Genomic DNA, 22,717 nt, shown 5'->3' with positions numbered 1-22,717 from the left:
CCCTGACAGGCGGCCCCCTTTGCAAAAGATATGGTGCAGATCAGACGCTGGTGAAAATATCGTCCAGCACGATCTGCGACCCGTCGCTGGATACGAAGCTGACCGCAAAGATATCGTCGAACTCCAGCACACCGGGATCGAGCGGATCGGTGCTCTGGGTGCCCGCGTTCCCGGCATCATCGGCAAAGGCGACATCGTTGAAGTCGAGCACGGTGGCCGGGGTCGCTGAATCGACATCGAAGACAAATGTATCGACTGCAACCAGACCGGCATAGACATCTTCGAATCCAGAGCCGAGATTGCTATCCAGACGCTCGGTCATTTCTCCCAGGCGCCAGGTGGTCATGCTGACCGTGCCACCGCCGCCGGCGACGTTCAGCGACAGCCCATCCAGATCGAAATCGTCAATTCCTCTGTCCGCAATGGCCAGATCAATCCGGCCCTGCACGATTGTTGAATTGGCAGCTGCACCATCTGCCACCGTCTGGGCAAAAATGCCCAGATCGTCCAACCCAAAATCCATGCCCGGCGCCAGAAGGGCCAGCTCATCCGTTACGGTCTCGGTGTCCTGCACCATGACCGGCTCACCGGTAAATGGATCAAACAGCGGATCGCCACGATCATCGGTGTCCTGCACCATGACCGGCTCGCCAGTCTCTGGATCAAACAGGGGCACGTCGGTCTGCGAGGCTCCGCCCAGAAGCACATTGTCGCCACCCGGCGTGGTCTGGCCGCTGGCAATACCGGGCGTGCCGCCACTGCCGCGACCGCCACCGCCCAATTCGTCGGTCTCGATCACCGAGGCCGCACCCTGGAACCGGAACCCTTCGTAGGGTTCACCGACATCGTCGCCGCCATTCGGGTTCAGCGTGTCCAGCACGATCGAGGCCTCGATGGCATCCGCAAAGGGTTCAAAGTCCAGCGTGCGTACATCGGGAACAACCGGTGCCGGGTTGGTGTAGTTGAACGTAACTGCACCGGTCGTGGTGTCCTCTCCGTCGCTGACGGTATATTCCAATATACCTTCGGCGTTTTCGCCATCCGCCAGCGGGAAGCTGTCATCCACCGGGATGGTCAGCTCGTTGGTGGCGGGATCGAACAGCACATTGGCGGTGATCGGCTCTCCGGTTGTTTCATCCGTGCCAATCACGATGCCGGCGATGGTCTGCACGCCGGTCACCCCATCGGTGCTGACCACATCCCCGACGATGGCGATCGTCAGCGGGTTCGGCCCGCCGTCCGGGTCGGACACATGGCTGTCCAGATCGATCACGATCGCCGCTGCGCCGACGTCACCCACGGTCACGGGGAAGGGGATCTCGCTGGATGGGAAGCCTTCGAAGATCGGCGTTTCGCCCGGCGGTGTCTGGATCAGATCCGCATTGGGCGCGTCATTGCCCGTCGGACCCGTGTCCGGATCCACCCCGGTCAGATTCAGGGTCAGAACCTCGGAGGCCGTCTGTCCGGCGCTGTCCACGACTTCAAAGTTCAGCGCGACAGCCACCTCTTCCCCTCCGGACAGGATCCCATCACCTGCGGCTTCGGGTGTGACGCTGGCCTCCTGAAAGAAGAACCAGCTGGGGTCGGTGAGGATCAGATTGCCCTCGCTCACCTCGAACGGCACATTCTGGTTCGTGAACACACCGTCGAACCGATCCGAGGTCAGAGTCGTGATTGTCAGCGTATCGCCCACATCCGTGGCCAGATCGCCCAGGGAAATCACGATATCTCTGTCGCCTTCGCTGGCATCAACCGCAAAGGCATTGGCAACCGGGGGCGTGTTCACGGGTGGTGGGATCACCGCATCATCGATGCCGTTGATCGTCAGATCGACCACCCCGGTGGCCGTGTCATTTGGTTCGCCGCTGTCATCCATCACCGTATAGCTGAACTGGGTGTTCAGAATATCCCCAGTGTTCAGCGTCACGCCGATATCGGAGGGAGCAATGCGAATGATCCCGCCCCCCAGATCTTCGAAATCAATGGGGGCTGCCCCCCGGCTGATCCCGATATTCGAGAAGCTCAGCGCGTCGCCGATATCCACGTCCGTCACATAGTCGTTGAGGTTGATCAGGAACGTTCCGTCTACCTCGTCAGCCACCACAGTGCCCGGAGTGGTGACGGGCGCGTCATTGACCGGGTTGACGGTGACCGTCACGGTTGCCGTGTCACTGTTGTTGGCGGCACCACTGTCATCCATCACCGTATAGGTGATGGTGTCGGTGCCAAAGAAATTGGCATTCGGGGTATACCGCAATGTGCCGTCATTGTTCAGATCGACCGTGCCGTTGTCCGCCGAGAAGGACATGGCCATCAGAATGTCGGTGGCATCCACATCGCTGTCATTGGCCAGCACGTCGATATCGACCGGGGTATCCTCATCCGTGGTTGCCACATCGTCATTGGCCACCGGCGCATCATTGCGCCCGTTGACTGTGACCGAAACCGTGGCCGTATCGGTGCCCGTGTAATTGTCCACCACGTCATAGGTCAGTTCGACCGTGGTGCTTTCGCCCAGGGCCAGATAGTCGTAATCGGTGCCCGGATCAAAACGGACCTGACCACCCACGATCGTGGCCGTGGCCGAGCCACCCGAGCCGCCGCCCGCATCCGAAATCGACACGCTGTCCAGCGACACCACATCGCCATCGTCAATATCGCTGTCATTGGCCAGCACGTCGATAAGAACGGCGGTGTTTTCATCGGTGGTGGCGGTGTCATTGCCTGCGTCGGGGTCGTCATTGACCCCATTGACGGTGATGGTCACCGTGGCGCTGTCACTGTCGAGATCCGCATCGGTGGCCTCATAGGTAAAGGTGACATCCTCGGAAGTCCCTTCGGCCAGATGCTGATAATCCGATCCCGGATCAAAGCTGAAACTGCCATCGGGTCCCGGCAGGCTGGGCGAAACGGTGCCCGGGTTGAAGGTGAAGCTGCCCTTGACCGGGGTCGGGCCAGAGGTCAGCGACACTTCGCGCACCAGATCGGGCACAACGTCATTGCCCAGGACCGATCCAAAGACGGTCAGCGTGTCATCTTCGCTCAGCGACACCGCATCATCATTGGCGGTGACCGGGTCGTCCTCGGGGCTGAGTTCTTCGCCATCGACAAAGACCCGCAGATCCTCGAAACCGGCAGCGCTCAGACCAAAGGCGCTGAAGTCGAACTGCTGACCCGAGGCTTCGCCCGTGATCGGGTCGGTCTGCGCCGCGACAAAGGCCAGATATGCAGCGATATCCGCCTGGACCGCCGCATCGAACCAATTGGCCCGATCCATATCCAGAACCAGCGTATCAATCCCGTCCTGGCCCTTGTAATCGTCCAGATCCCCGGGTCCATTCAGGGTCAGGTCATAGTGGGCTTCGTCATCGCCATCCTGCCCCTTGAGCGTGTCGCTGCCCGCACCGCCCAGGAGCGTGTCATTGCCTTCCTGGCCTTTGAGATCATCATTTCCGGCCCCGCCTTCCAGGCGGTCATTGCCCTCTTGGCCCTTCAGGTCATCATTGCCGTCCAAACCCTGAAGAAGATCGTCGCCCTGCTTGCCGGTGATATCGTCATCCAGAGCGGTACCGGGCAGTGTATCATTTGCATTGGTGCCTTTAATCTTGGCCATTTTTACCCCCCTCAGAGCGGGTTTTTATTCAGCCGCCCTGTTCAACATATAATTAACTTCTTCTTAACGTTACGGCAGTTTAGTACAGTTTTCCGAAAATTTGTAACTTTTGATGCAGTTTTTGCAAAACGGTCCATTTCCAGAACTGCAACGATCCGCCGCCCTCGGAATTGGCCCCCCAGCACCTATCAGGAACCAAAATCTCTGCTACACTGGGGTATTCTCGTTGTTTTTTTACAGGTGTTTAGATGACCAACACATTGTTTCTGCAGGAAACCCATCCTCTGACAACCCGCGACTCGTTTTTGACTCCCCTGGCCGAGACCCTGCTGCCCTCCGGGGATCTGGCACGGCTATATGACACCGGATCCGGCGACATTGTCCTGGAGGTCTTTGCCCCGGGTAGCGATGCCGCCCAATCCCAGGTCACCCTGCCGGTGCCCGAGGGGCATTCGATAGAGTTCTGGCCGCTTGAATTTGCCACCGCGCCCAATGGCACTGTGGCGCTGTTCTACAAGACGGCAACCTATGTCACGGTCGAAAATGAATATGGCAGCTATCAGGACGTTGATCAGCATTATCTATCAGCGGTACATGTCGCCGCCGATGGCAGCGCTGTCAGTGATCCGGTGACCCTGTCGTCTGGGGATGCCTACAACATTGACTGGGCTGGTTTCGCCCACTTTGACGGCGGCGGTTTTGCCTTTGTGGACTCAGTCCCGGCTTTTGACGAGGACATGAATTATCTCGGGAATGTGAGCCGCCTGGTGCGCACCACCGCAGACGGGGTTGCCTTTGGAGCCGATGTGCCGCTCCCGGAGGGTGTCAATGCCTATAACACACAGCTCACCGCTCTGCCTGATGGCGAACTGATGCTTTTGTGGCTGGGAAATTCCGGAGACAGCTATGTGTTGCGCGGTGAAACATTTGCCGCGGATGGGACCCCGGGCCCGGTCCTGGAGTTGTCGGATCTGGGGGATTTTGGGGGAAGATATTATTACACTTACCTGCAGGATGTGCAGGTCTTTGACGACGGCAGTTTCGGGGTGTTGATCTACAGCGAGGCGGACAATGTACGGGTGCTGTATCAACATTTTGCCGCCGATGGCAGCGCCCTGAGCGATCTGACCCTGGTGAACGAGATGCCGTTCTGGGAATTAACCCATGATGCAACGGCGCTGCTGCCGGACGGAGGGGTCGTCGTCCTGCGCCAGAGCGGGACTTATGAGACGGCCGAGGAAACTCTGTTCGTGCAGTATTTTGATGCGAATGGTGCCCCGATGGGACCGGAAACCGCCATCGCCACTGAAGGCGAAGATTACTATCTCTACAACCCGCGGGTACAGGTTTATGGCGATGGCAACACAGTGTTCAGCTGGTGGGCTGACGGATACACCGAGGAGACGGGCTGGCACTCCGTCAACCGCGAGATAGGATACAGTCCGCTGCCGTTCCGGCCCCTGACTGATGGCGATGATACCGAAATCCTGAGCAGCCCCGATCAGGTGGACGGGCTGGCGGGTGATGATGCCATCACCGGATCGGACGGGATCGACCGTCTGCTGGGATCGGGCGGGGATGATACGCTGGATGGCGGGGCAGGGGATGACTTCCTGTTTGGCGGATCGGGCAGCAATGTGCTGATCGGCGGCGCGGGCACGGATGCGGCCTGGTTCGACGGCGATTTTGATGCCTTCACCTTTGCCTTTAACGACGACGGGTCCGAAATCACCGTGACCGGGGGCGATGGCAGCGACCGGACCAGCGGGGTCGAGCGCTTTGATTTCCGAGATCAAAGCCTTGGCAGCGATGATATCCTGATCCGGGGCGGGTTCTATGACGGGGCCGAAACCGGGACCGCGGGGGATGATGCGCTGGACGGTGGTCTGGGCAATGACACATTGCGTGGCGAGGACGGCAATGACCTGATTGATGGCGGCACCGGCCGGGACCTGCTGAATGGCGGTGCGGGCAATGACACCATTGTCGGCGGGCCAGGGGACGAGGATCAGCGTGACCGGATCTTTGCCGGGGCTGGCGATGACAGCGTCGATGCGGGCGCGGGCAATGATCTGGTCTATGGGCAGGAAGGCAATGACACCGTTGTCGGCGGCAGCGGTGTGGACGAGATCTTTGGCCAGGGGGGCAATGACGTGCTGACCGGATCGGCCTGGTCCGACCTGATCTTTGGCGGCGACGGCGATGATTTCATCAACGGCGGCTTTGGCCATGACCGGATCAATGGCGGCGCGGGTGCGGATACCTTCTATCATGCCGGGGTTCGGGGCCATGGCTCGGACTGGCTACAGGATTATTCGGCCGAAGACGGGGATATCCTGTGGTTTGGTCTGGACGGGGCCACCGCGGACGACTTCCGCGTCACCTTTGCCCATGCCGGCCATGTCGATGGTGCGCGCCCCGGAGATGCGGATGTGGCCGAGGCCTTTATCGCGCATGTGCCGTCGGGGTTCGTGGTCTGGGCCCTGGTGGACGGCGCCGCACAGGATCACCTGTGGCTCGATATTGCGGGGATGGCGGGTCCGGGCGTGGATCTGCTCGGCTGATCCGGGCCGGTTCAGATCGGCTCTGTATTGAAATGGGGCGGAGGGATGTATCCCTCCGCCCCATTTGTTCTGTCACCGGCTATTTCGGTACCGGCCTGTTTCGGCGGTGCTCCCTGGTCTCACGCCAGCAGGTCGAAGACATCGCCACCAATCTGGATGTTGATTGCATCCTGTCCGTGCCCGTCGACCAGGGCCCACATGATCTGACCCGAGGGTTTGTAGATGACAAAGGCCTCCATCACGGCATCATCCCCCGAACGTTCGCCCGCAGCATTGGCTGTGTGGTTGAAATTGACCTGGAAATCGCTGGCCGATGCCGCGCTGTTGCCAAACCGCAGCACATCGCCCTCGGAGGACGCATAATCCTGCACCCAGTCGGATCCATGATCGAGGATCCCGATGTGAAAGAACTTGTCCGCACCGCTGCCGCCGTTGATCCGGTCATGGCCAAAGCCGCCATTGACGAAATCATCGCCCGCGCCGCCGAACACCAGATCAGAGAAGGACGACCCGGTGATCACGTCATTGCCATTCTGGCCCTGCAGCTCATCGACGCCGGCCCCCCCGGCGATGGTGTCATTGCCATCCTGCCCGAAAACCAGGTCGTTTCCGGCCCCCGCATCCACGGTGTCATCCCCGGCCCCGGCATAGACCACATCGCGCAGGTCATCCTCGGTCGCGCCGCCGATGATGGTGTCATCCCCGTCGCCGCCATTGAGAATGTCCGCACCGTCACCGCCTTCCAGCAGGTCATTGCCTTCGAGCCCCACCAGCCGGTCATTGCCATCCAGCCCCCGGATCGTGTCATCGCCACCATTGGCGGTGAGCACATCATTGCCCGGGGTCCCGGTCAGCTCCAGGTTTGATCCGGCGATGGTCGAGGTGGCCGTGCTGCTCAGGCTCTCTTCGGTGCCCTGAGCATCGGTATAGATGACCCGAACCCGAACGGCCGTCCCCACATCGTCATGGGTCAGCGTATAGCTTTCGCCAGTGGCCCCGGAGATCGGGGTGCCATCACGTTGCCATTCATAGCTGAAGCTGCCCAGCCCGTCCGCATCGGTGATCGACGACGCATCGGCCAGCAGCAGAGTGCCCTCGGTGGCACCGCCAATGATGACCGGCACACCGACCGGGGCGTCGTTCACATTCTCGACCGACGCTGTTGGCGTGCTGGTCAGGGTTTCTGTGGTTCCCCCACCATCCCCAAAGGTGACCCGGACCGAAATGGCCGTGCCCACATCCACCTGGCCCAGACCAAAGGTGCGGCTGTTGGCGCCGCTGATCTCGGTGCCATCGCGCAGCCACTGGTACTGAAAGGTGCCCAGCCCGTCGAAATCGGCAATTGTCCCGGTCTCTGCGGTCAGGGTCTGGTTCTGCCGGACCGTGCCGCTGATGGTGACTGCGCCGGTGGGCGCATGGTTGACCGGGGCCGGGACCAATGTGATCGAGGATCCATCGCTGAGCGTATGCACCTCGTTGCCGTCCCCGTCGGTGGTCACGACAATGGCCGCCTGCTCCGAGGCGCTCAGCGCGCTCAGATCCAGCTGATCGACCGCCGCGTCATAATCGGTGACCCGATCCTGTCCCATGCCCAGGGTCACGACAAACCGGTCGGCACCGTCGCCGCCGGACATGCGGTCATTGCCCGTCCCGCCATTCAGCGTATCGTCACCCGTGCCGCCATGCAGGGTGTCATTGCCCGCATCACCATTGAGCACATCATTGCCATCCAGCGCGGTGATGATGTCATGACCACCCTGACCTGACAGCGTGTCGGCCAGACGCGTGCCGTTCAGGGAATCGTCATTGGCGCTGGGGCTGGTCGACGCCGGGATCAGGATCTGGCCGATCTTGGAGACCAGTGTCGCCTGGTCCCAGACTTCGCCATCGCCAAAGACCACCCGCTCGATGGCGCCGGGGTCGCTGCCGTCCAGGGTATTGGCCAGAACCAGCTTGTCGGCTCCAAAGTCCAGCACGATCGCCTTGTTGTTCGGATCGGCCGGGTTCTGCCGGACCACATTGGCGTTTTCCGAACGATAGCTCATGACATAGGCGGTGTCCGCGCCACCCGAACTGCTGCCCAGATCGTTGATGGTATCAACCTGATCTCCGGCATAATAGAAATAGCTGTCGCCACCGGCCCCGCCCGACAGCACGTCGTTTCCGCCACCGCCCTCCAGCGTGTCATCGCCGTCAAAGCCGACCAGCTGGTTGGCCGCATCCGACCCGCGGATGATATCGTTGTGATCCGATCCGTGGACCTCTTCGACATTGGACACCAGATCGGTGCCGCCACTGCCGTCCTGGATTTCTCCGACAATCAGATCGGCCCGGATCCCGGCCAGCGCGCTGCGATAGCGCACCATGTCAAAGCCCGCGCCGCCATCCAGCGTGTCATCGCCCAGTTCGCCCCAGATTTCGTCGTTGCCACCCCCGCCCTGGATGGAGTCGTTGCCGTCGCCCCCCAGCAGGATGTCATTGCCGCCATTGCCCTGCAGGCTGTCTGCGCCTTCAAAGCCGGCCAGCCGGTTGGCCACGCCGTCCCCGGTCAGGACGTCGTTGAAATCCGACCCATGCACGTTTTCGACATTCATCACCGTATCGGTAGACCCCAGCCCGTCGGTCACGGTGCCCGTGGTCAGATTCGCGGTCACCGGACCGGTGGCGTTCAAATAGCGGATCAGGTCGTTGCCCCCGGCGCCGCCATCCAGCGTGTCGTTGCCGGCTTCGCCCCAGATCTCGTCGTCATTGCCGCCGCCCCGGATCAGGTCGTTGCCATCGCCCCCGAGCAGGATGTCATTGCCGAACCCGCCATCCAGCGTGTCATTGCCCCCCAGGCCCGACAGGCGGTTTTCGCCGCCGTTGCCGGTGAAATTGTCACCATTCTCAGAGCCATAGACGTCTTCGATGCTGATCAGCCGATCGGTGTCCCCGAACCCGTCCACAGCCGTCCCGGCCACCAGGTCGACCACTGCACCAGCGGTGCCCCCGGTCAGGTAATCCTCGCCAAAGAGGATACTGTCAGTGCCGTCGCCGCCGTTGATCGTATCCACACCGGCGAGGCCCCAGAACCGGTTATCACCGCTGCTGCCCTGCAGCTGGTCGCCAAATCGGGTGGCCCGGATATCATCGATATTGATCAGCGTATCCGTGCCGCCAAAGGTATCGGTGGCCGTCCCCGTGGCCAGGTTGACCACCGCACCGCGATCCCCGAACTGGTGAAATCCCAAGGTGTGGTTATACGACCCGATGGTGACTTCGTCTTCATACACGATGGTGTTGGAGTTCCCCGATCCGCCATCAATGGTATCATTGCCCTGGTTGCCGACGAACCATTCCAGATAATCATGGCGCGGGTTGCCCCCGGTCAGGCGGTCATCAAACGAGGTGCCGCCCAGTTCCAGAAAAAACAGCGCCGACGAAAAATCCACAGTCAGCCCGTCGGCCGTGGCGATGCCGGTGGCCAGGTTCACGGTCACCGCACTGTCGTTTTCAAAAACGATATGATGGGCAAACCGGGTTCCCTGGGCACCGGTTCCGGTGATGATCTTGTCTCCGCGCCCGTCGATCACCACGGTGTCGCGGGCATCGGTCTGGGTGGTGCCGATCACCACCTGATCATTGCCGTTGCCGGTATAGATCAGATTGTTGCCGTCACGCCCGTCAATATAGTCGTCCCCATCGTCGCCAAACAGCCGGTCACCGTCCACATTGGTGCCCAGCAGCGTATCGTTGCGCTTTGTGCCCAGCACATATTCGACCGATGTCAGCGTGTCGGTATTGCCGAAGGTGTCTGTGGCGGTACCGGCCAGCAAATCGACGCTGACCCCGCTGGATCCGGTCTCCATCTCATAGGCCACCAGGTCGTTGCCCGCACCGCCATTGAAGGCATCCTGTCCGGCACCACCGACCAGGGTATCATTGCCCCCACCGCCGTTGATCGCATCATTGCCACCACGCCCGACCAGCAGATCCCCGACGCCATCCCGCCCTGTCAGCGTGTCATTGTGGCTGGTGCCATAGACCCGTTCGATATTGCTGAGACTGTCGGTATTGCCATGGCTGTCCGTGGCCTGCCCGGTTTCGAGATTGACATTGACCCCGTTGGGACCGGTTTCCCGGTAATACAGGACCTCATCCGTGCCATTGCCACCATCCAGCGTGTCATTGCCCTCGCGCCCCACGAGAAAATCGCTGCCGTCCCCGCCGGACAGCAGATCATTGCCGGCCAACCCGGTCAGTGTGTCATTGCCGCCTTGTCCGCTGAGCGTGTCATTACCATTGGTACCGACAAGATCATTGTTGCCACCATCACCATTAATCGTCGCCATATCCGCCCCCTAGACGTGTTCATATATAAAAGTCAGGACCGCAGCCCTGTTGGAAATCAATCTGCAAACTCAGGGATGAGTATGACGAAAGTGTGGACGGATTTCCTCTCAATTCAGAAAAACCGACCGATTTAGGCGCAAAAGTGATCTTAGAGACTCAGCTATAAGACCGCTTCCTGCCTGGCATGCAGCTCCACGGCGCGCAAACCCGGACCTGCGCCTGTCTGGCCCCGGTGAGCGACCCACCACACCAGAGCCACTCCAGATCCGGGCCAGATCCGGGCCAGATCCGGGCCAGAACCGGGCCACAGGGCATCTGCAGGACCCCAGCCCCAACAGGAACGGCCCAGAACAGGGTTGACCCGGTGCCTGTGACGGGAGGTGATTATTTCTCCATGATTTACCATAATATAGATTACAGGATAAAATTTCGACTGGGCAGGCACACGCGCGCGCGCCTGCGACTCCTGTTGGAAACCAACATGTTACCTGCCAACATGTTCCTTGGCTGTCGTGTCGTGTCTTGGGATCAGACCGAGACCATCGCCTGCAGATCAAAGATCGGCAACAGCACCGCCAGCACCACCACCAGAACAAATCCGCCCACCAGCATCATCAGCATCGGCTCCAGCAGCGCCGCGATGCGTTTGCGTTCGGTCGACAGCGTGTTTTCCACCAGCACCGCGCTGCGTTCGGTCATCCGCGCCAGCCGGGCCGACATCTCGCCGGCCGACACCAATTGCCGCGCCACCGCCGGAATAAAACTCAGCTGCTCCAGTGCGACGGACAGGCTTTCGCCCGTGCGCACCGCCTCGGACACCTGCTCCGCCTCTGCCCGGAACTGCGCGAGCGTCAGAACACCCGCAGCGCTTTCGGTGGCCGTCAGCACCGCATGCCGGCTGGTCAGCACCAGCGCCAGGGTGCGCAGGTATTGCACCGCCGCCCCGCGCCGGATCAGCCGCCCCACCAGCGGCAGCCGCAACAGTACCGCATCGCGCCGGACCCGCAGCCAGGGCACCCGCGCCATGGCGACACTCCCCACCACCAGCGCCACCGCCGCCACGGCCAGCCCCACCAGATGCATCCGGATCCAGTCGGTGATGCCCAGAACCACCTGGGTCAGCTCCGGCAGGGGCCGACCCGACACTTCGAACATCGAAACGATTTCGGGGGCGACGCTGGTCATCAGGATGGCACAGACCAACAACGACACCACCGCCACAAACGCGGGATAGACCAGCGCGGTCGAGATCTGCGCCCGGTCGGCCCCGGCATCTTCCAGATGATCGGCCAGTTCGGCAAACACCGTCGCCAGATCCCCGGCATTTTCCCCCGCCCGCAGCGCGGCAATATAATAGCGCGGAAAGCCCGCGCCGCTTTGTTCCAGCGCATCCGACACCGGGCTGCCTTCGAGCAGCGCCACCTTGGTGCGTGCCACGACCCCGTCCATCACCGGCGTATGCCCCGAGGCCCGCACCGCATCCAGCGCCGCCTCGACCGGCAGCTCCGCACCCAGAAGCACCGCCATCTGCCGGGTCAGAACCATCTGCAGATCCGCATTCAGCCGCCCCCGCAAACCGCCGCGCAGGCTGCCAAACCACCCCCCGGAGCGCCCCTCTGCCCGTGCCGTCTGTCGGCTCCGGGCGTCGCCCTTGTCGTTCAGGTCCGAGACGAACAGCCCCTTGTCCTTGAGCATATGCGCGGCCTGCATTTCGGTTTCGGCCACCACCGTGCCCTGCTTGCGACGGCCGGTGTCGGTATAGGCGATATAGCTATAGGCCTTCACGCCACATCCCCGACCACGCGCAGGGTTTCGGCCAGGCTGGTGTGGCCCGCCGCCACTTCGATCAGCCCCTGACCGACCAGCGTTTCCTCTTCGCTCAGCACGATCTGCTTCAGCGCGCCTTCCGACACGCCGTCGTCAATGGCGGTGCGCAGCGCCTCGTCCACCTCGATCATCTCAAAGACCCCGATCCGCCCGGCATAGCCGCTGCCATCGCAGGTCGGACAGCCCACCGGTGCATGAATCCGATCCGGCACGGCCATATTATGTCGGGTGAAATGCGCCGCCTCGGTGGGGCTGGGAGGCGCGGCCTGTTTGCAGGCCTCGCACAGCCGCCGCAGCAACCGCTGCGCAATCACCCCGCGCAGGGTCGAGGCGATCAGGAAATTGTCCAGCCCCAGATCCCTGAGCCGCACCACCGCCCCGACCGAGCCATTGGCATGCAGCGAGGAAAACACCAGATGCCCGGTCAACGAGGCCTGGGCCGCCACGGATGCGGTTTCGCTGTCGCGGATTTCCCCCACCAGGATCACATCCGGATCCTGGCGCAGGGTGGCACGCAGACCGGCGGCGAATGTCATGCCGATCTCGGCGTTGATCTGGCTTTGGCTGATGCCGTTCAGATCATATTCCACCGGGTCTTCGACGGTGACGATATTGCGTTCTTCGCTATTGGCCAGCTTGAGCAGGGAATACAGCGTCGTGGTTTTGCCCGACCCGGTCGGGCCGGTGGCCAGGATGATCCCGTTGGGCAGGCTCGAAAGCCGTTCCAGCAGCCCCACCTGTGTCGGCGACAGCCCCAGCTGATCCAACCCCCGCAGCCCCGCCTGTCGGTCGAGGATCCGCAGCACGATGCGTTCGCCATATTTGCCCGGCAGCGATGACACCCGCGTGTCGATCAGCCGCCCGCCCAGACGCAGCGGGATACGGCCATCCTGTGGCAGGCGGGTTTCGGCAATATCCAGCCCCGCCATCACCTTGAGCCGCGAGACGATCTTGCGCACCGGCACATCCGAACGATCCATCGTGGTCTGCAGGAATCCATCCACCCGCATCCGGATTCGCAGCCCCTCCTCATGCGGTTCCACATGCAAATCCGACGCCCCGGCCGACACCGCACGCCGCAACAGCGTGTTGACCAACTGGATGACGGGCGCGTCCTCGGTGTCTTCCAACAGGTCGCGCTGGCGGGTGGATTGGCCCTGATCTTCGAGATCAAAGGAAAGACCTTCGCCCTCGCCCGCTTCGTCGCGCTGATACAGCCGTGTCAGCGCCGCTTCAAATCCGGCCTGGCTTTCCTCGACAATCTCCAGCGCCTGACCCGCGCGGCGGCGCGCCTCGCTCAGCCCCAGCACGGTCATGCCGGGCCCGGCGATCAGCCGTCCGTCCTCCAACATCACCTGCTGGTCACGGGCAAAGGCAAAGGGCAGCCGCGCGTTACTGTCCGTCGAACCGGAGCCGGGTCGGGAGCGGCGGGTAGTTTCGGCTCTGGGCGAGGTCATCGATGAATCCGGCATCAAAGGGTTGGTTCAGGTTTGCCCCGTCAAACGGCAGGGCCTGACTGGGCGCACGCGGGTATCTTCCACTATCGATCGGCTGTGCCGCAAGGCTTGCGTTGCGCGCATCCCGCGCCGCCTTGCGCGTCAGACGTTCGGCTTCGGCATCCGAATTCACCACCTGCGGGCGCAGCATCACCAGCAGCACCCGCTGATCGCGTTCGGCATTCTTGCCCTCGAACAGCCCGCCCACCAACGGCAGATTCGACAGGCCGGGCACCTTCTGGCTGACCGCCCCCGAGCCATTTTCCAGCAAACCGCCCAGCATGACAACATTGCCATCGCTCACCAACACCGTGGTCGACAGGGCGCGCCGGGCGGTGATTTCGCCGCCCGAGGCCGAGGTTGTATTGGTCAGGTTCGACACTTCCTGTTTGATGATCATGCGCACGGTTTCATCGGCGTTGATCTGCGGCGTCACATTCAGCGTCAGCCCCACATCCTGACGTTCGATGGTCTGGAACGGGTTTTCCGGATTGCTGCCATCCCCGGTCGAGGTGAACGATCCGGTAACAAAGGGCACATTCTGCGCCACCACGATTTCAGCTTCCTGGTTGTTGAGCGTCATGATCGACGGGGTCGACAGCAACCGGGTGCTGTTGGTCGCGGCAATGGCGGTCAACAGGCCGACAAAGCCATTGTCCCCATTGCGTTTGGCCCCGCCCAGAATGCCACCGGGACCCGCATTGGGGGTCGTGCCATTGATCACGCTCGACACCAGGCTGGTCAGGCTGGGACGGCCTTCCAGGGTGAATTGCGCCCCGCCCACAACCGCATTGTTGAGCACCGCGCCAAATTGCACCGACAGATCGGAAAACCCCTGGACCGACATTTCAAAGATCACCGCTTCGACCAGCACCTGCACGGGGCGCCGGTCCAGATGGCGGATCATCGCCACGATATGCGGCATGGTCTCTGACGGGGCGGTGATCAGCATCGAATTGGTCCGCGGTTCCGGCACGATACGGATCGCCTGTTCGTCGCCGCGCTGGTCCTGGGAAAAACTGCGCAGCACCACATCTGCCAGCGTCGCCGCTTCGGCATAGTTGAGCTGTTCGACCCGGCTGTCGAGCCGCCCGCCCTGGGTATCAAGCCGGTTGGACAGGGTCCGCACCTGTTCGCGCAGCGCCACCGATCCCGACACCACCAGCGAATTCGAACGCCGGTCCACGCTCACGCTGGCCCCCTGCGGCACGATCCCCAGCGACTGGATCACCTGCTGCACTTCGGTGGCATTGGCATTGTTCAATCGAATCATCTCGACCGGTTCCGCCCGCGGCACATCCAGACGCTGGATCAACCGTTCGATGCGGCGGAAATTGGCCCCGCGGTCGGACAGGATCAGCAGATTGGCAGCCGGCACCGGCGTGATCACCGCTTCGGATGGCAACAGCGGCCGCACCACTTCGACAATCTCGCTCAGTGACACGTAGCGTACTGAAATCACACGTGTTTCATAGCCATCGGCCCCGATGATACCGGTTCCGCCATCCTCTCCGGGGGCCAATTCTCGGGCGACGTTCATCGGCACGATCCGATCCGCCCCATTGCCCTGAACCACGGCCAATCGGTTGAGCTCCAGAACATTGAGGAACACCTCATAGAGCGCCGCCGAAGACATCTCCCGCGGAGCCAGCACCGTCACGGTGCCGCGAATGGCCGGATCCAGCACAAAGCTGCGCCCGGTTGCTTCGGAGACGATCTGGACAAAACTGCGCAGATCGGCGTCGCGCAGGTCCAGGGCGACCTGGGCCTGGACGGGGGAATTCGTCGCCAGCATCCCTGTTCCGGTCAGGATCAGGGCCACAACAAGGGCGCGAAGGCGTTTGAAAAACTGCATGGCCTGCTCATTCTCAATCATGACCCGCCGGTATTTTTACCTGATCGGATCAACCGCTCGTTTCTTATTCTGGGGCACAGCTTACCCTATCACAAAGTAAATAGCACCTGTCTTCGTACCCGGTGAGACCTCATTGCCCGGCCGGGGCGTCAAATCCCAACAAAACCCGATCCCCACCCCGGGTCAGCCACAGGCCCTGGTCGTCGATTTCATCCACCTGGATGCCCTCGGTCAGGTCATCTCCCGGCTTCAGGATCACATCTCCGGTCGGATGGGTGACAATGGCCCAATTGCCGCCTTCGGCGCTGACCACCCCTTTGAGCCGATAGCCCAGGCTGTCGATCGGTGGCATCGGCGGAGCCGGCGGCGCGGGGGGTTGCGGCGGTTGCGGTTCGGGGACGTCGCGGGTGCCGAACAAGCTCGGCCAGGCCCGGGTCTGGCCCGCCCTGTCCGGCTGGGCACCGGTTTCATCGGGCAGCGCCGCGGCCAATGTCGGCACCGCGGGCGGTGGGGTCTGCAGCCGCTGCCACAGGTCATATCCGAACCAGCCCGCCACGGCGAGACAGGCACAGGTCAGGAGCAGGGCAAGCAGACGCATCAGGCAGCAACCTCCGGGCAACAGTTCTGAACGGGTATCGCGCACGCTGATAGACGCAGACGCGGCGTCATGGTACGTGTATGAAAAAGAAAAGACAGCCGAAAGAGCAGGTCATGATGGCAGGACAGTTTCTGAAACCCGCGTTCGCGGGCGTTTTCTTGATGGCATTGGTTGGCTGTGATGACGGCCAAAGCACCGGATCCGACGGGTTCCGCCGCGATTACACCTCGGCGCGCTCGGCGCTTGAGACCGGCAATTACGACAAATCCAACCGGCTCTATGCCAAGATGATGCAGGAGGCAGGCCCCCTGCGCGACCGGCTTCAGCTGGAATATGCGCATAGTCTGCTGCGCAGCGGTGCCTATGGTCAGGCGGCCACCCAGGCCCAGGCGCTGAGCCAGCGCCAGAGCGGCACCGCGCGCAGCGCTGCGCTGGCGGTGCTGGGCACCTCCTATCACGAACTCGGGCTGACCGCGCTGACCGGTGGCGACAGCACCAAGGGCCGGCAATATCTGGGCCAGGCCCAGAGCGCCTTTTCCGAAGTGCTGAAAAATGACCCCGAGCTGGACCCGCTGGGCGCCGTCGCCGGGCGCCAGGCCAGCATCGCGGTTCAGCTCAAATCCCTGCGCTGAGCGGACCTCCAGTCCCCGCATCCCCGGCTACCCCTGCGGCTCGAGCGTGAGATCGACGGCGACCAGCCCCGGTTCTTCACCGCGCTCGAGCCGGAAGGCCGTGATGTCATACCCCCAGTCCGGATCCGAGTGCGACAGCCAGCCCGCCAGATCGGTAAAGGGCACCCTGTCAAAGCGCAGTTCGATCCGGCCATCCGCCTGCCCGCCCAATTCGCTCACCGCCGTGCGCAGCCCCGCAGCCACCAGGCTCTGTTCCAGACCGCTGATCCCCAGCGGCGGCACCCGCTGTGATCCGGCAGCCCCGCCCATGTCACCCCCAAGCCGAACCTGTTCGGCCGTGCGTCCGACAACCCAGCTCCCCAGCGCCCGGATGTCGCTCCGGGCCTGGAGCGCCGCCGCGTGGCGGGTCTGAAGCGGCGCGATCACCGCCATCCAGATCAGCGCCGGCAGAACCACCGCCCCCAGCAGCCCCAACAGGGCGCGTTCCCGCGGGCTGAGCCGCAACAGCATGTCGATGAACCGCTGTGTCATTGCCCGACCTCCCCGGTTTCGGATCCGCTCTTGGGACGCAGCCGCAGATCGGCCCGCACCTCGCGGGTTTCACCGCTGACCCGGGCGTCTCTCAGATCGACCGCAATCCCGGCGGTCTCAAAGGCATCGACCAGCCGGTCCACGGCCGCAAAATCGGCCAGACGCAGATCCAGCGCCAACCCGTCAACCGGCGTATAGACCGCCAGATCGGTCTTGGCGTCGGATCCGGCCAGCACGTCGGCCACCTGTCCGAACAGGACCAGCGGCGATTCCCGCCCCGAGGCCGCCGCCGCCTCGGCCTGGCGGGCCGCCAGCGCCCGCGACACCTGCGTCCGCACGTCCAGAATTGGCCCCGAGGGCACGAAATACTGCCGCACGATCGTGTCCATCTCGGCCCGAAGCGCCGCTGTTTCACGCTCCATCCGGTCAATCTCGAACAGCTGTACCGCGGCCCAGACCCCAACCGCCACCAGCGCCGCCAGCACCGTCCAGCGCCAGGGCAGGATGCGGCGATGCAACCGGTCGCGGGCCGCGCGCGGATCGGCGCGCAAATCGGCCGCCAGCTCTCCATGGGCCAGCACATCCGGCGGGTCGACCCCATGATCCTTCAGCGCGCCCGTGTCCCGCAGAAGGGGAATGTCATACTCGTCCAGCAGCGCCGCCAGCCAACCGGCGGATCCGGCTCCCTGCAGAAGAACCGCCCGGGGCGGATCTTCGACGGCTTCTTCCAGCGCCCGGCGCAGCATCAAGGGCGCAATCCCGGCCTCGCAGGAGAACCCGCTGTCGGGGCCCAGCCGGACCTGCATGGTCCCTGACCCACTGTCTGGCCCGCTGTCTGATCCACTGTCAGATCCTGTATCTGCCCCGTTCCCTGGTGGCAGCGCCAGCACCCACAGCCCCGGTGCCGTCGGCAGCGCCAGATAATCCGGCAGCACCGCCCGCGCCGCACCCACCCGTGCGCGCCAGCCCGCCATCAGCCCGGCATCCGCCACCAGCACCCGGGTCCAGCCATCCGGCCTGCCCGCCCCGCGATAGGGATGCATTTCGACCGTGTCCGGCCCCAACCCGATGTCATCGCGCAATTGCCGCCACGCCACCTGTTCGCGCGCCGCGCCCCGCACCCCCTGTGGCAGATCCAGCGCCAGCATCAGCACCTCGGCCCCCGGCACCAGCACCACCTGGCCGGCCATATCCGCGCGATCCGCGTCCAGACGCAGAAACGCCTCAGCCTGGGCGGCTGCGGCCTTGTCGGCCTTGTCGGCCCTGCGGGTTTGGCGCGCTGTCATGGTCTGTTCTCCAGCCGATAGGCAACTTGTGGCCCATACGGCAGGGGCCTGCGTTCGAATATGGTTTGACGTCTCAGGATAAGCCCGTCCAGCTCAACCGCAATATCGGCGTGAAACCAGGCCGAGCCAATGCCAAAGCGCAGCTCTTCCAGTTCCGGCACCCCGGCATCGCCCACCACCGGCGCGACCCGGGTCAGGAAATCCTCGGTCGAGCCAAAGGGCTGGCGGGCCCGGTTGCTCAGGATTTGGGTCAACCCCTCGGCCTTGGCTCCGGGCAACAGGCTCTTGAGCACCGTGACAGAAGCCGTGTTCACATTCAGCTGGCTGTCGCTGGGCAAGGCCGCCAGATGCGGGGCCAGCCGCGCGTAATCCCGCGGGCGCAGCCCCGGGATCTGGCGCAGCTGTTCGACCATCAGAACCGGCCCCCCCACCGGCGTCACCGGCGGCTGCAGCCGCGCATAGGCCTGTTGGGCCGCCGCCCCGCCCGGGCGCAGGCTGGCCACGATCACCCCGACCAGTTGCGGGCGCAGGTTCAGATCGACCAGCAACCGTTCAAAGGCGGCCAGCGCGGCGACATCCTCGGGGTTGGCCAGCCAGTTGACGTTGAACCGCCCCTGCAGATCCTGGATCCCGCCCGAGATACGCCCCCGGTCAATATCGACTGTATATTCTGCCCGGGCCCAATTGTCGCCCGGCCCGTCAATCGGTCCGCCACGCTGATCGGCTCTCAGCAGGGTCAGGGCCAGCGCCTCGAACCCATCAAGATACAGCCCGCCCTGCACCGCGCCCTGCGCCCCGGCCTGACGCTGGCGGGTGGATTCGGCCCGTGACAGCACAAAGGCCGCCGCCGCGGCCAATGCCGCCACCAGCACCAAGGCATTGAGCAGGACAAACCCGCGCGTGGCCTCTTGTGTCTCTGCGGTCCCGGCCCGCCTCATCGTATCGCCTCCACCAGCCGGATCTGTCCAAAACCCTCCAGATCAAGCGTCAGCTCCACCGCATCGGGCAGCGTATCGGAATAGCTGTCAACCACCGCCACCAGCGGCCCATCCGAATCCGCCCCCCCCGGAGCAGGCGCGACGCGCGGTGCCCCGCTTTCGACCCCGGGCACCCATCCCAGTTGCGGCCAGTAGCTGCGCACCGACAGGGCACGCACCCCGGTGAGATAGATCACCTCGGGTCCGGCGGCGCGGGAATCAGCCGGGGTCAGCACCGGCCAGGCCCGGCGCAGCAGGACCTGACGCCCCGGATCAAGCCGCCATTCGACCCGGTGCAGCCCCAGGCTGTCGACCGGGGGCAGATCCGCCTGCCCGCCAATGGAAAAGGACAACACCAACCCATTCCCGGACAGATCCAGCCCCGACCGGGTGCCCCCGCCCGGCGGGTGAAACAGCAACGGCATCATCGCCGACAGATCGTTGCGCAGCAGCCCCAGCCCCAGCCCCAGATCGCCCGCGTCCTGTGCCATCTCATCCAGACGGTCGCGCATACGCAAGGCCCCGGTCAGCGCCTGCAGCCCCATCACCGCCACCAGCGCAAAAATCGCCATGGCCGCGATCAGTTCGATCAGGGTCAGACCCAGATCCCGGCGCGCCCTGCCGATGTGGCCAGATCCGCTCATCCGCTCATCCGCCCGGCCCCTGCGGTGGCACAAAGGTCAGCAGCACCGCGCCCGGCCCCGACGGGCTGCGGGCCACGATCCGGGCCTGAACCAGCCCCCCTGCGGTGGGTTTCGCTGTCCGACGCGCACCGTGATCGGATAGGGGCCCATCTGGACCTGCGCGGGCAGACCACCCGCCCCGGCAAACGCCCAGCAGGCGCAGCTCTTCGGCCCGGTTCTGCGCCGCGACCTGGGCCAGCAGCCGGGGCATCGCCCCCCCCAACGACAGCCGCGCCTGATCCATCGCCCGTGTGGTTGCAATCGCGCCCAGCGACAGCACCGCCACCGCAATTACCAGTTCGAGCAGGGTCAGCCCCTGTTGGTCGCGCCCTGATCTCAACCCGCGTCGCATCTGAGCCCTGTCCATCCGTCACTTGCGGCATTGCCGCGCCTCAAAGGTGATCACAAAGGCGCTGGTCTGTCCGGTGGGCAGAAACAGGATATCCGGTGCATCCGAAGCGGCCGAACGCGCACCTTCAACCAGATATGACACCCGGCCATTCCAACGCTGCAGCCGCCCCGGCTGATCCCAGGCACCATCCTGTTTCAAGGCCTGGCGGCTGCCCGCCGGATCCAGAACCAGGCCGCGCATCCGCCGTTCCAACACCGCAAGACTGCGGTTCTGCTCATAGCTGCGGACAAAGCGGGACAGATCGCTCTCGCCCGCTGCCACGCCGCGCCCCGCCATCAGGCTGACCCCGGCGGCCAGGCTGGCCATCACCGCAACCACGATCAACAATTCGATCAGCGTCACCCCCGCCTGTCCCGGCCTTTCGTCTGGCCTCTCGTTTGGCAGACCCGGACGCGCGCGCGCCACCGACAGATCCCTGCGGGTTATTGCGTGCTCCATGATCCGATATCCGCATCCGCCCCCGCGCCGCCGGGCACCCCGTCGGCCCCATAGGTGAAGACGTCAAAATCCCCATGCACCCCGGGCGACAGATACTGATAGATCTGCCCCCAGGGATCCTTGGGCAGCCGATCCATATACCCGCCGCTGGCCCAATTCGGCGCCAACGGTTCCGCGTTCGGCGGGCTGACCAGCGCCTGCAACCCCTGTTCGGTCGTCGGATAGCGGAAATTGTCCAGCTTGTAGAGCTGCACCGCGCTGGAGATGGCGGCAAGGTCGGATTGCGCCCGGGCGGCGCGGGCCTGGTCGGGGCGGTCGATGACCCGCGGCACGATCACCAGCGCCAGAACCGACAGGATCACGACCACGACCATCAGTTCGAGCAGGGAAAACCCCTGCTCGCCCTTGGCGCTTGTGGTCTCGTGCATGTCACCTCCCGACTCCGGGTGTGTCGGTCTGGAAAACGGCTGCGGCTGTGAAAGACATCTGAATTCCCTGTGCTGGCGCCATGATAAAACATTTCCCGTAAAAGTGGATAGCGGTTTTCAGGTGGGGCTGCGATCCGCTATTGCCAAAGGCCAGGAAAAAACCGCCGGACCCGCCCCCGCCATGTTCGATACCATGTTCGATGCCATGTTCAATACCGCGCCCCGCTCTCTGACAGGCTCTCTGACGGGCCCTCTGTCTCTGCTGATCCTTCTGATCAGCCCTGCGGTGGGCTCGTTTCTGGGCGTGCTGGCCGACCGGCTGCCCCGGGGCGAAAGCGTGATCCGCCCGCATTCGGCCTGTCGGCGCTGTGGAGCCCGGCTGACTGTGCCGGATCTGATCCCGGTCCTGTCCTATGCCCTGCTGCGCGGGGCGCTGTCGCCACTGTGGCGGCGCAGTGGCCCCCTGGCATCTTTATATCGAACTGACCGCCATGGGGCTGGCGGCAATCGTGGTGGCCAGGGGCGGCACAGCCCCGGAGCTGCTGTTGAATGTGGCGCTGCTCTGGGGGCTGCTGGCGCTGGTGGCAAGCGACCTGATGTGGTTCCGCCTGCCTGATCTGCTGACCGGGGCCACCTTGATCCTGGCGCTGGGACTGGCGCTGCAGCCCGGCGCGGGGGTGGTCCTGCTGCGGCCCTGGTCGGGGCCGGGCTGGGCGCGGCAGCTTCTGGCTGATCCGGATCACCTATCGCCACTTGCGGGGGCGCGACGGGCTTGGGGTTGGGCGATGTCAAACTTATGGCCGGGCTGGGGGCGCTGACCGGTCCCGCGCTGCTGCCGCATCTGGTGGGTCTGGCCGCCCTTGGGGCGCTGACCGTGGCGCTGTTGCAGCGGCTGTCCGATCGGAGCGCGCTGGCCCCGGACAGGCCCCTGCCCTTTGGTGCGGCGCTGGCCCTGGCCGGGATGGGGCTTTGGGTCTGGCAACGCCTGCCGGGGTGATGCCCCGATCTGCCCGCCCCGACCTGCCTGCCCCGACTTCCGCAAAAC

At 63.7% G+C, this 22,717-nt stretch carries 17 protein-coding genes; 4 read left to right on the top strand and 13 right to left on the bottom strand.

Features of this window, described 5'->3' with window-relative positions; translation table 11 throughout:
* Positions 1–40 precede the first annotated feature (40 nt).
* On the bottom strand, positions 41–3,613 hold the full coding sequence (locus K3727_21450) for a tandem-95 repeat protein (GenBank protein ID UWQ93542.1): 3,573 nt from the start codon (positions 3,611–3,613) through the stop codon (positions 41–43).
* A gap of 248 nt (positions 3,614–3,861) precedes the next feature.
* On the opposite strand from K3727_21450, the gene K3727_21445 reads away from it, so the two are divergent.
* Positions 3,862–6,177: a hypothetical protein gene (locus K3727_21445; protein ID UWQ93541.1), complete on the top strand. Its 2,316-nt coding sequence runs from the start codon at positions 3,862–3,864 to the stop codon at positions 6,175–6,177.
* A 119-nt stretch (positions 6,178–6,296) separates the two neighbouring features.
* Here the strand turns inward: K3727_21445 and K3727_21440 are convergent, their stop codons facing one another.
* The 5 genes from K3727_21440 to K3727_21420 all read right to left on the bottom strand — a co-directional run bounded on the left by K3727_21440 (position 6,297) and on the right by K3727_21420 (position 16,285).
* On the bottom strand, positions 6,297–10,508 hold the full coding sequence (locus K3727_21440; protein ID UWQ93540.1) for a hypothetical protein: 4,212 nt from the start codon (positions 10,506–10,508) through the stop codon (positions 6,297–6,299).
* A gap of 529 nt (positions 10,509–11,037) precedes the next feature.
* Positions 11,038–12,204 (bottom strand): type II secretion system F family protein, encoded by a 1,167-nt coding sequence (locus tag K3727_21435; GenBank protein UWQ93554.1) that lies wholly within the window; start codon positions 12,202–12,204, stop codon positions 11,038–11,040.
* An 86-nt stretch (positions 12,205–12,290) separates the two neighbouring features.
* Positions 12,291–13,793 carry a Flp pilus assembly complex ATPase component TadA gene (gene tadA / locus K3727_21430; GenBank protein UWQ93539.1) on the bottom strand — a complete coding sequence of 501 codons (1,503 nt, stop codon included), beginning with the start codon at positions 13,791–13,793 and terminating at the stop codon, positions 12,291–12,293.
* Positions 13,729–15,687 (bottom strand): type II secretion system secretin GspD, encoded by a 1,959-nt coding sequence (gene gspD, locus K3727_21425; GenBank protein ID UWQ93538.1) that lies wholly within the window; start codon positions 15,685–15,687, stop codon positions 13,729–13,731. The genes tadA and gspD overlap by 65 nt, the downstream gene beginning before the upstream one ends.
* Positions 15,688–15,817: 130 nt before the next feature.
* Positions 15,818–16,285 (bottom strand): hypothetical protein, encoded by a 468-nt coding sequence (locus K3727_21420; protein ID UWQ93537.1) that lies wholly within the window; start codon positions 16,283–16,285, stop codon positions 15,818–15,820.
* 80 nt (positions 16,286–16,365) lie between these two features.
* Between K3727_21420 and K3727_21415 the strand changes: the two genes are divergently transcribed.
* Positions 16,366–16,917 (top strand): hypothetical protein, encoded by a 552-nt coding sequence (locus K3727_21415; protein ID UWQ93536.1) that lies wholly within the window; start codon positions 16,366–16,368, stop codon positions 16,915–16,917.
* 27 nt (positions 16,918–16,944) lie between these two features.
* Here K3727_21415 and K3727_21410 read toward each other — a convergent pair whose 3' ends face one another.
* The 7 genes from K3727_21410 to gspG are packed head-to-tail and all read right to left on the bottom strand — an operon-like array spanning position 16,945 to position 21,672.
* Positions 16,945–17,448 (bottom strand): type II secretion system protein M, encoded by a 504-nt coding sequence (locus K3727_21410; protein UWQ93535.1) that lies wholly within the window; start codon positions 17,446–17,448, stop codon positions 16,945–16,947.
* Positions 17,445–18,734: a hypothetical protein gene (locus K3727_21405; GenBank protein ID UWQ93534.1), complete on the bottom strand. Its 1,290-nt coding sequence runs from the start codon at positions 18,732–18,734 to the stop codon at positions 17,445–17,447. The genes K3727_21410 and K3727_21405 overlap by 4 nt, the downstream gene beginning before the upstream one ends.
* On the bottom strand, positions 18,731–19,672 hold the full coding sequence (gene gspK / locus K3727_21400; GenBank protein UWQ93533.1) for a type II secretion system minor pseudopilin GspK: 942 nt from the start codon (positions 19,670–19,672) through the stop codon (positions 18,731–18,733). The genes K3727_21405 and gspK overlap by 4 nt, the downstream gene beginning before the upstream one ends.
* Positions 19,669–20,355 carry a prepilin-type N-terminal cleavage/methylation domain-containing protein gene (locus tag K3727_21395; GenBank protein ID UWQ93532.1) on the bottom strand — a complete coding sequence of 229 codons (687 nt, stop codon included), beginning with the start codon at positions 20,353–20,355 and terminating at the stop codon, positions 19,669–19,671. The genes gspK and K3727_21395 overlap by 4 nt, the downstream gene beginning before the upstream one ends.
* Positions 20,356–20,359: 4 nt before the next feature.
* The gene (locus K3727_21390) at positions 20,360–20,746 is read right to left on the bottom strand and encodes a prepilin-type N-terminal cleavage/methylation domain-containing protein (GenBank protein ID UWQ93531.1); all 387 of its coding nucleotides are present in this window, start codon (positions 20,744–20,746) and stop codon (positions 20,360–20,362) included.
* Between the two features lie 18 nt (positions 20,747–20,764).
* A complete protein-coding gene (locus K3727_21385; protein UWQ93530.1) occupies positions 20,765–21,244 on the bottom strand; it encodes a prepilin-type N-terminal cleavage/methylation domain-containing protein in 480 nt (159 codons plus the stop codon).
* Positions 21,229–21,672, bottom strand: coding sequence for a type II secretion system major pseudopilin GspG (gene gspG / locus K3727_21380; GenBank protein UWQ93529.1), 444 nt, complete (start codon positions 21,670–21,672; stop codon positions 21,229–21,231). The genes K3727_21385 and gspG overlap by 16 nt, the downstream gene beginning before the upstream one ends.
* Between gspG and K3727_21375 the strand changes: the two genes are divergently transcribed.
* The gene (locus K3727_21375; protein UWQ93528.1) at positions 21,671–22,288 is read left to right on the top strand and encodes a prepilin peptidase; all 618 of its coding nucleotides are present in this window, start codon (positions 21,671–21,673) and stop codon (positions 22,286–22,288) included. The two genes, gspG and K3727_21375, sit on opposite strands and share 2 nt — an antisense overlap.
* Positions 22,289–22,450: 162 nt before the next feature.
* On the top strand, positions 22,451–22,669 hold the full coding sequence (locus K3727_21370) for a hypothetical protein (protein ID UWQ93527.1): 219 nt from the start codon (positions 22,451–22,453) through the stop codon (positions 22,667–22,669).
* The last annotated feature ends 48 nt before the right edge of the window (positions 22,670–22,717 follow it).

The sequence above is a fragment of the Rhodobacteraceae bacterium M382 genome, assembly GCA_025141015.1.
GTDB classification, from domain to species: Bacteria; Pseudomonadota; Alphaproteobacteria; order Rhodobacterales; family Rhodobacteraceae; genus Aliisedimentitalea; species Aliisedimentitalea scapharcae.
The sequence above is the reverse complement of the archived record's forward strand: the minus strand, read 5'-3'. Positions and strand labels throughout refer to the sequence as shown.

Bases quoted from the DNA above. Each gene is read 5' to 3' on its own strand.
- K3727_21450 (UWQ93542.1), bottom strand. From the start codon at position 3,613: ATGGCCAAGATTAAAGGCACCAATGCAAATGATACACTGCCCGGTACC.
- K3727_21445 (UWQ93541.1), top strand. From the start codon at position 3,862: ATGACCAACACATTGTTTCTGCAGGAAACCCATCCTCTGACAACCCGC.
- K3727_21440 (UWQ93540.1), bottom strand. From the start codon at position 10,508: ATGGCGACGATTAATGGTGATGGTGGCAACAATGATCTTGTCGGTACC.
- K3727_21435 (UWQ93554.1), bottom strand. From the start codon at position 12,204: ATGCTCAAGGACAAGGGGCTGTTCGTCTCGGACCTGAACGACAAGGGC.
- tadA (UWQ93539.1), bottom strand. From the start codon at position 13,793: ATGACCTCGCCCAGAGCCGAAACTACCCGCCGCTCCCGACCCGGCTCC.
- gspD (UWQ93538.1), bottom strand. From the start codon at position 15,687: ATGCAGTTTTTCAAACGCCTTCGCGCCCTTGTTGTGGCCCTGATCCTG.
- K3727_21420 (UWQ93537.1), bottom strand. From the start codon at position 16,285: ATGCGTCTGCTTGCCCTGCTCCTGACCTGTGCCTGTCTCGCCGTGGCG.
- K3727_21415 (UWQ93536.1), top strand. From the start codon at position 16,366: ATGAAAAAGAAAAGACAGCCGAAAGAGCAGGTCATGATGGCAGGACAG.
- K3727_21410 (UWQ93535.1), bottom strand. From the start codon at position 17,448: ATGACACAGCGGTTCATCGACATGCTGTTGCGGCTCAGCCCGCGGGAA.
- K3727_21405 (UWQ93534.1), bottom strand. From the start codon at position 18,734: ATGACAGCGCGCCAAACCCGCAGGGCCGACAAGGCCGACAAGGCCGCA.
- gspK (UWQ93533.1), bottom strand. From the start codon at position 19,672: ATGAGGCGGGCCGGGACCGCAGAGACACAAGAGGCCACGCGCGGGTTT.
- K3727_21395 (UWQ93532.1), bottom strand. From the start codon at position 20,355: ATGAGCGGATCTGGCCACATCGGCAGGGCGCGCCGGGATCTGGGTCTG.
- K3727_21390 (UWQ93531.1), bottom strand. From the start codon at position 20,746: ATGCGACGCGGGTTGAGATCAGGGCGCGACCAACAGGGGCTGACCCTG.
- K3727_21385 (UWQ93530.1), bottom strand. From the start codon at position 21,244: ATGGAGCACGCAATAACCCGCAGGGATCTGTCGGTGGCGCGCGCGCGT.
- K3727_21375 (UWQ93528.1), top strand. From the start codon at position 21,671: ATGTCACCTCCCGACTCCGGGTGTGTCGGTCTGGAAAACGGCTGCGGC.
- gspG (UWQ93529.1), bottom strand. From the start codon at position 21,672: ATGCACGAGACCACAAGCGCCAAGGGCGAGCAGGGGTTTTCCCTGCTC.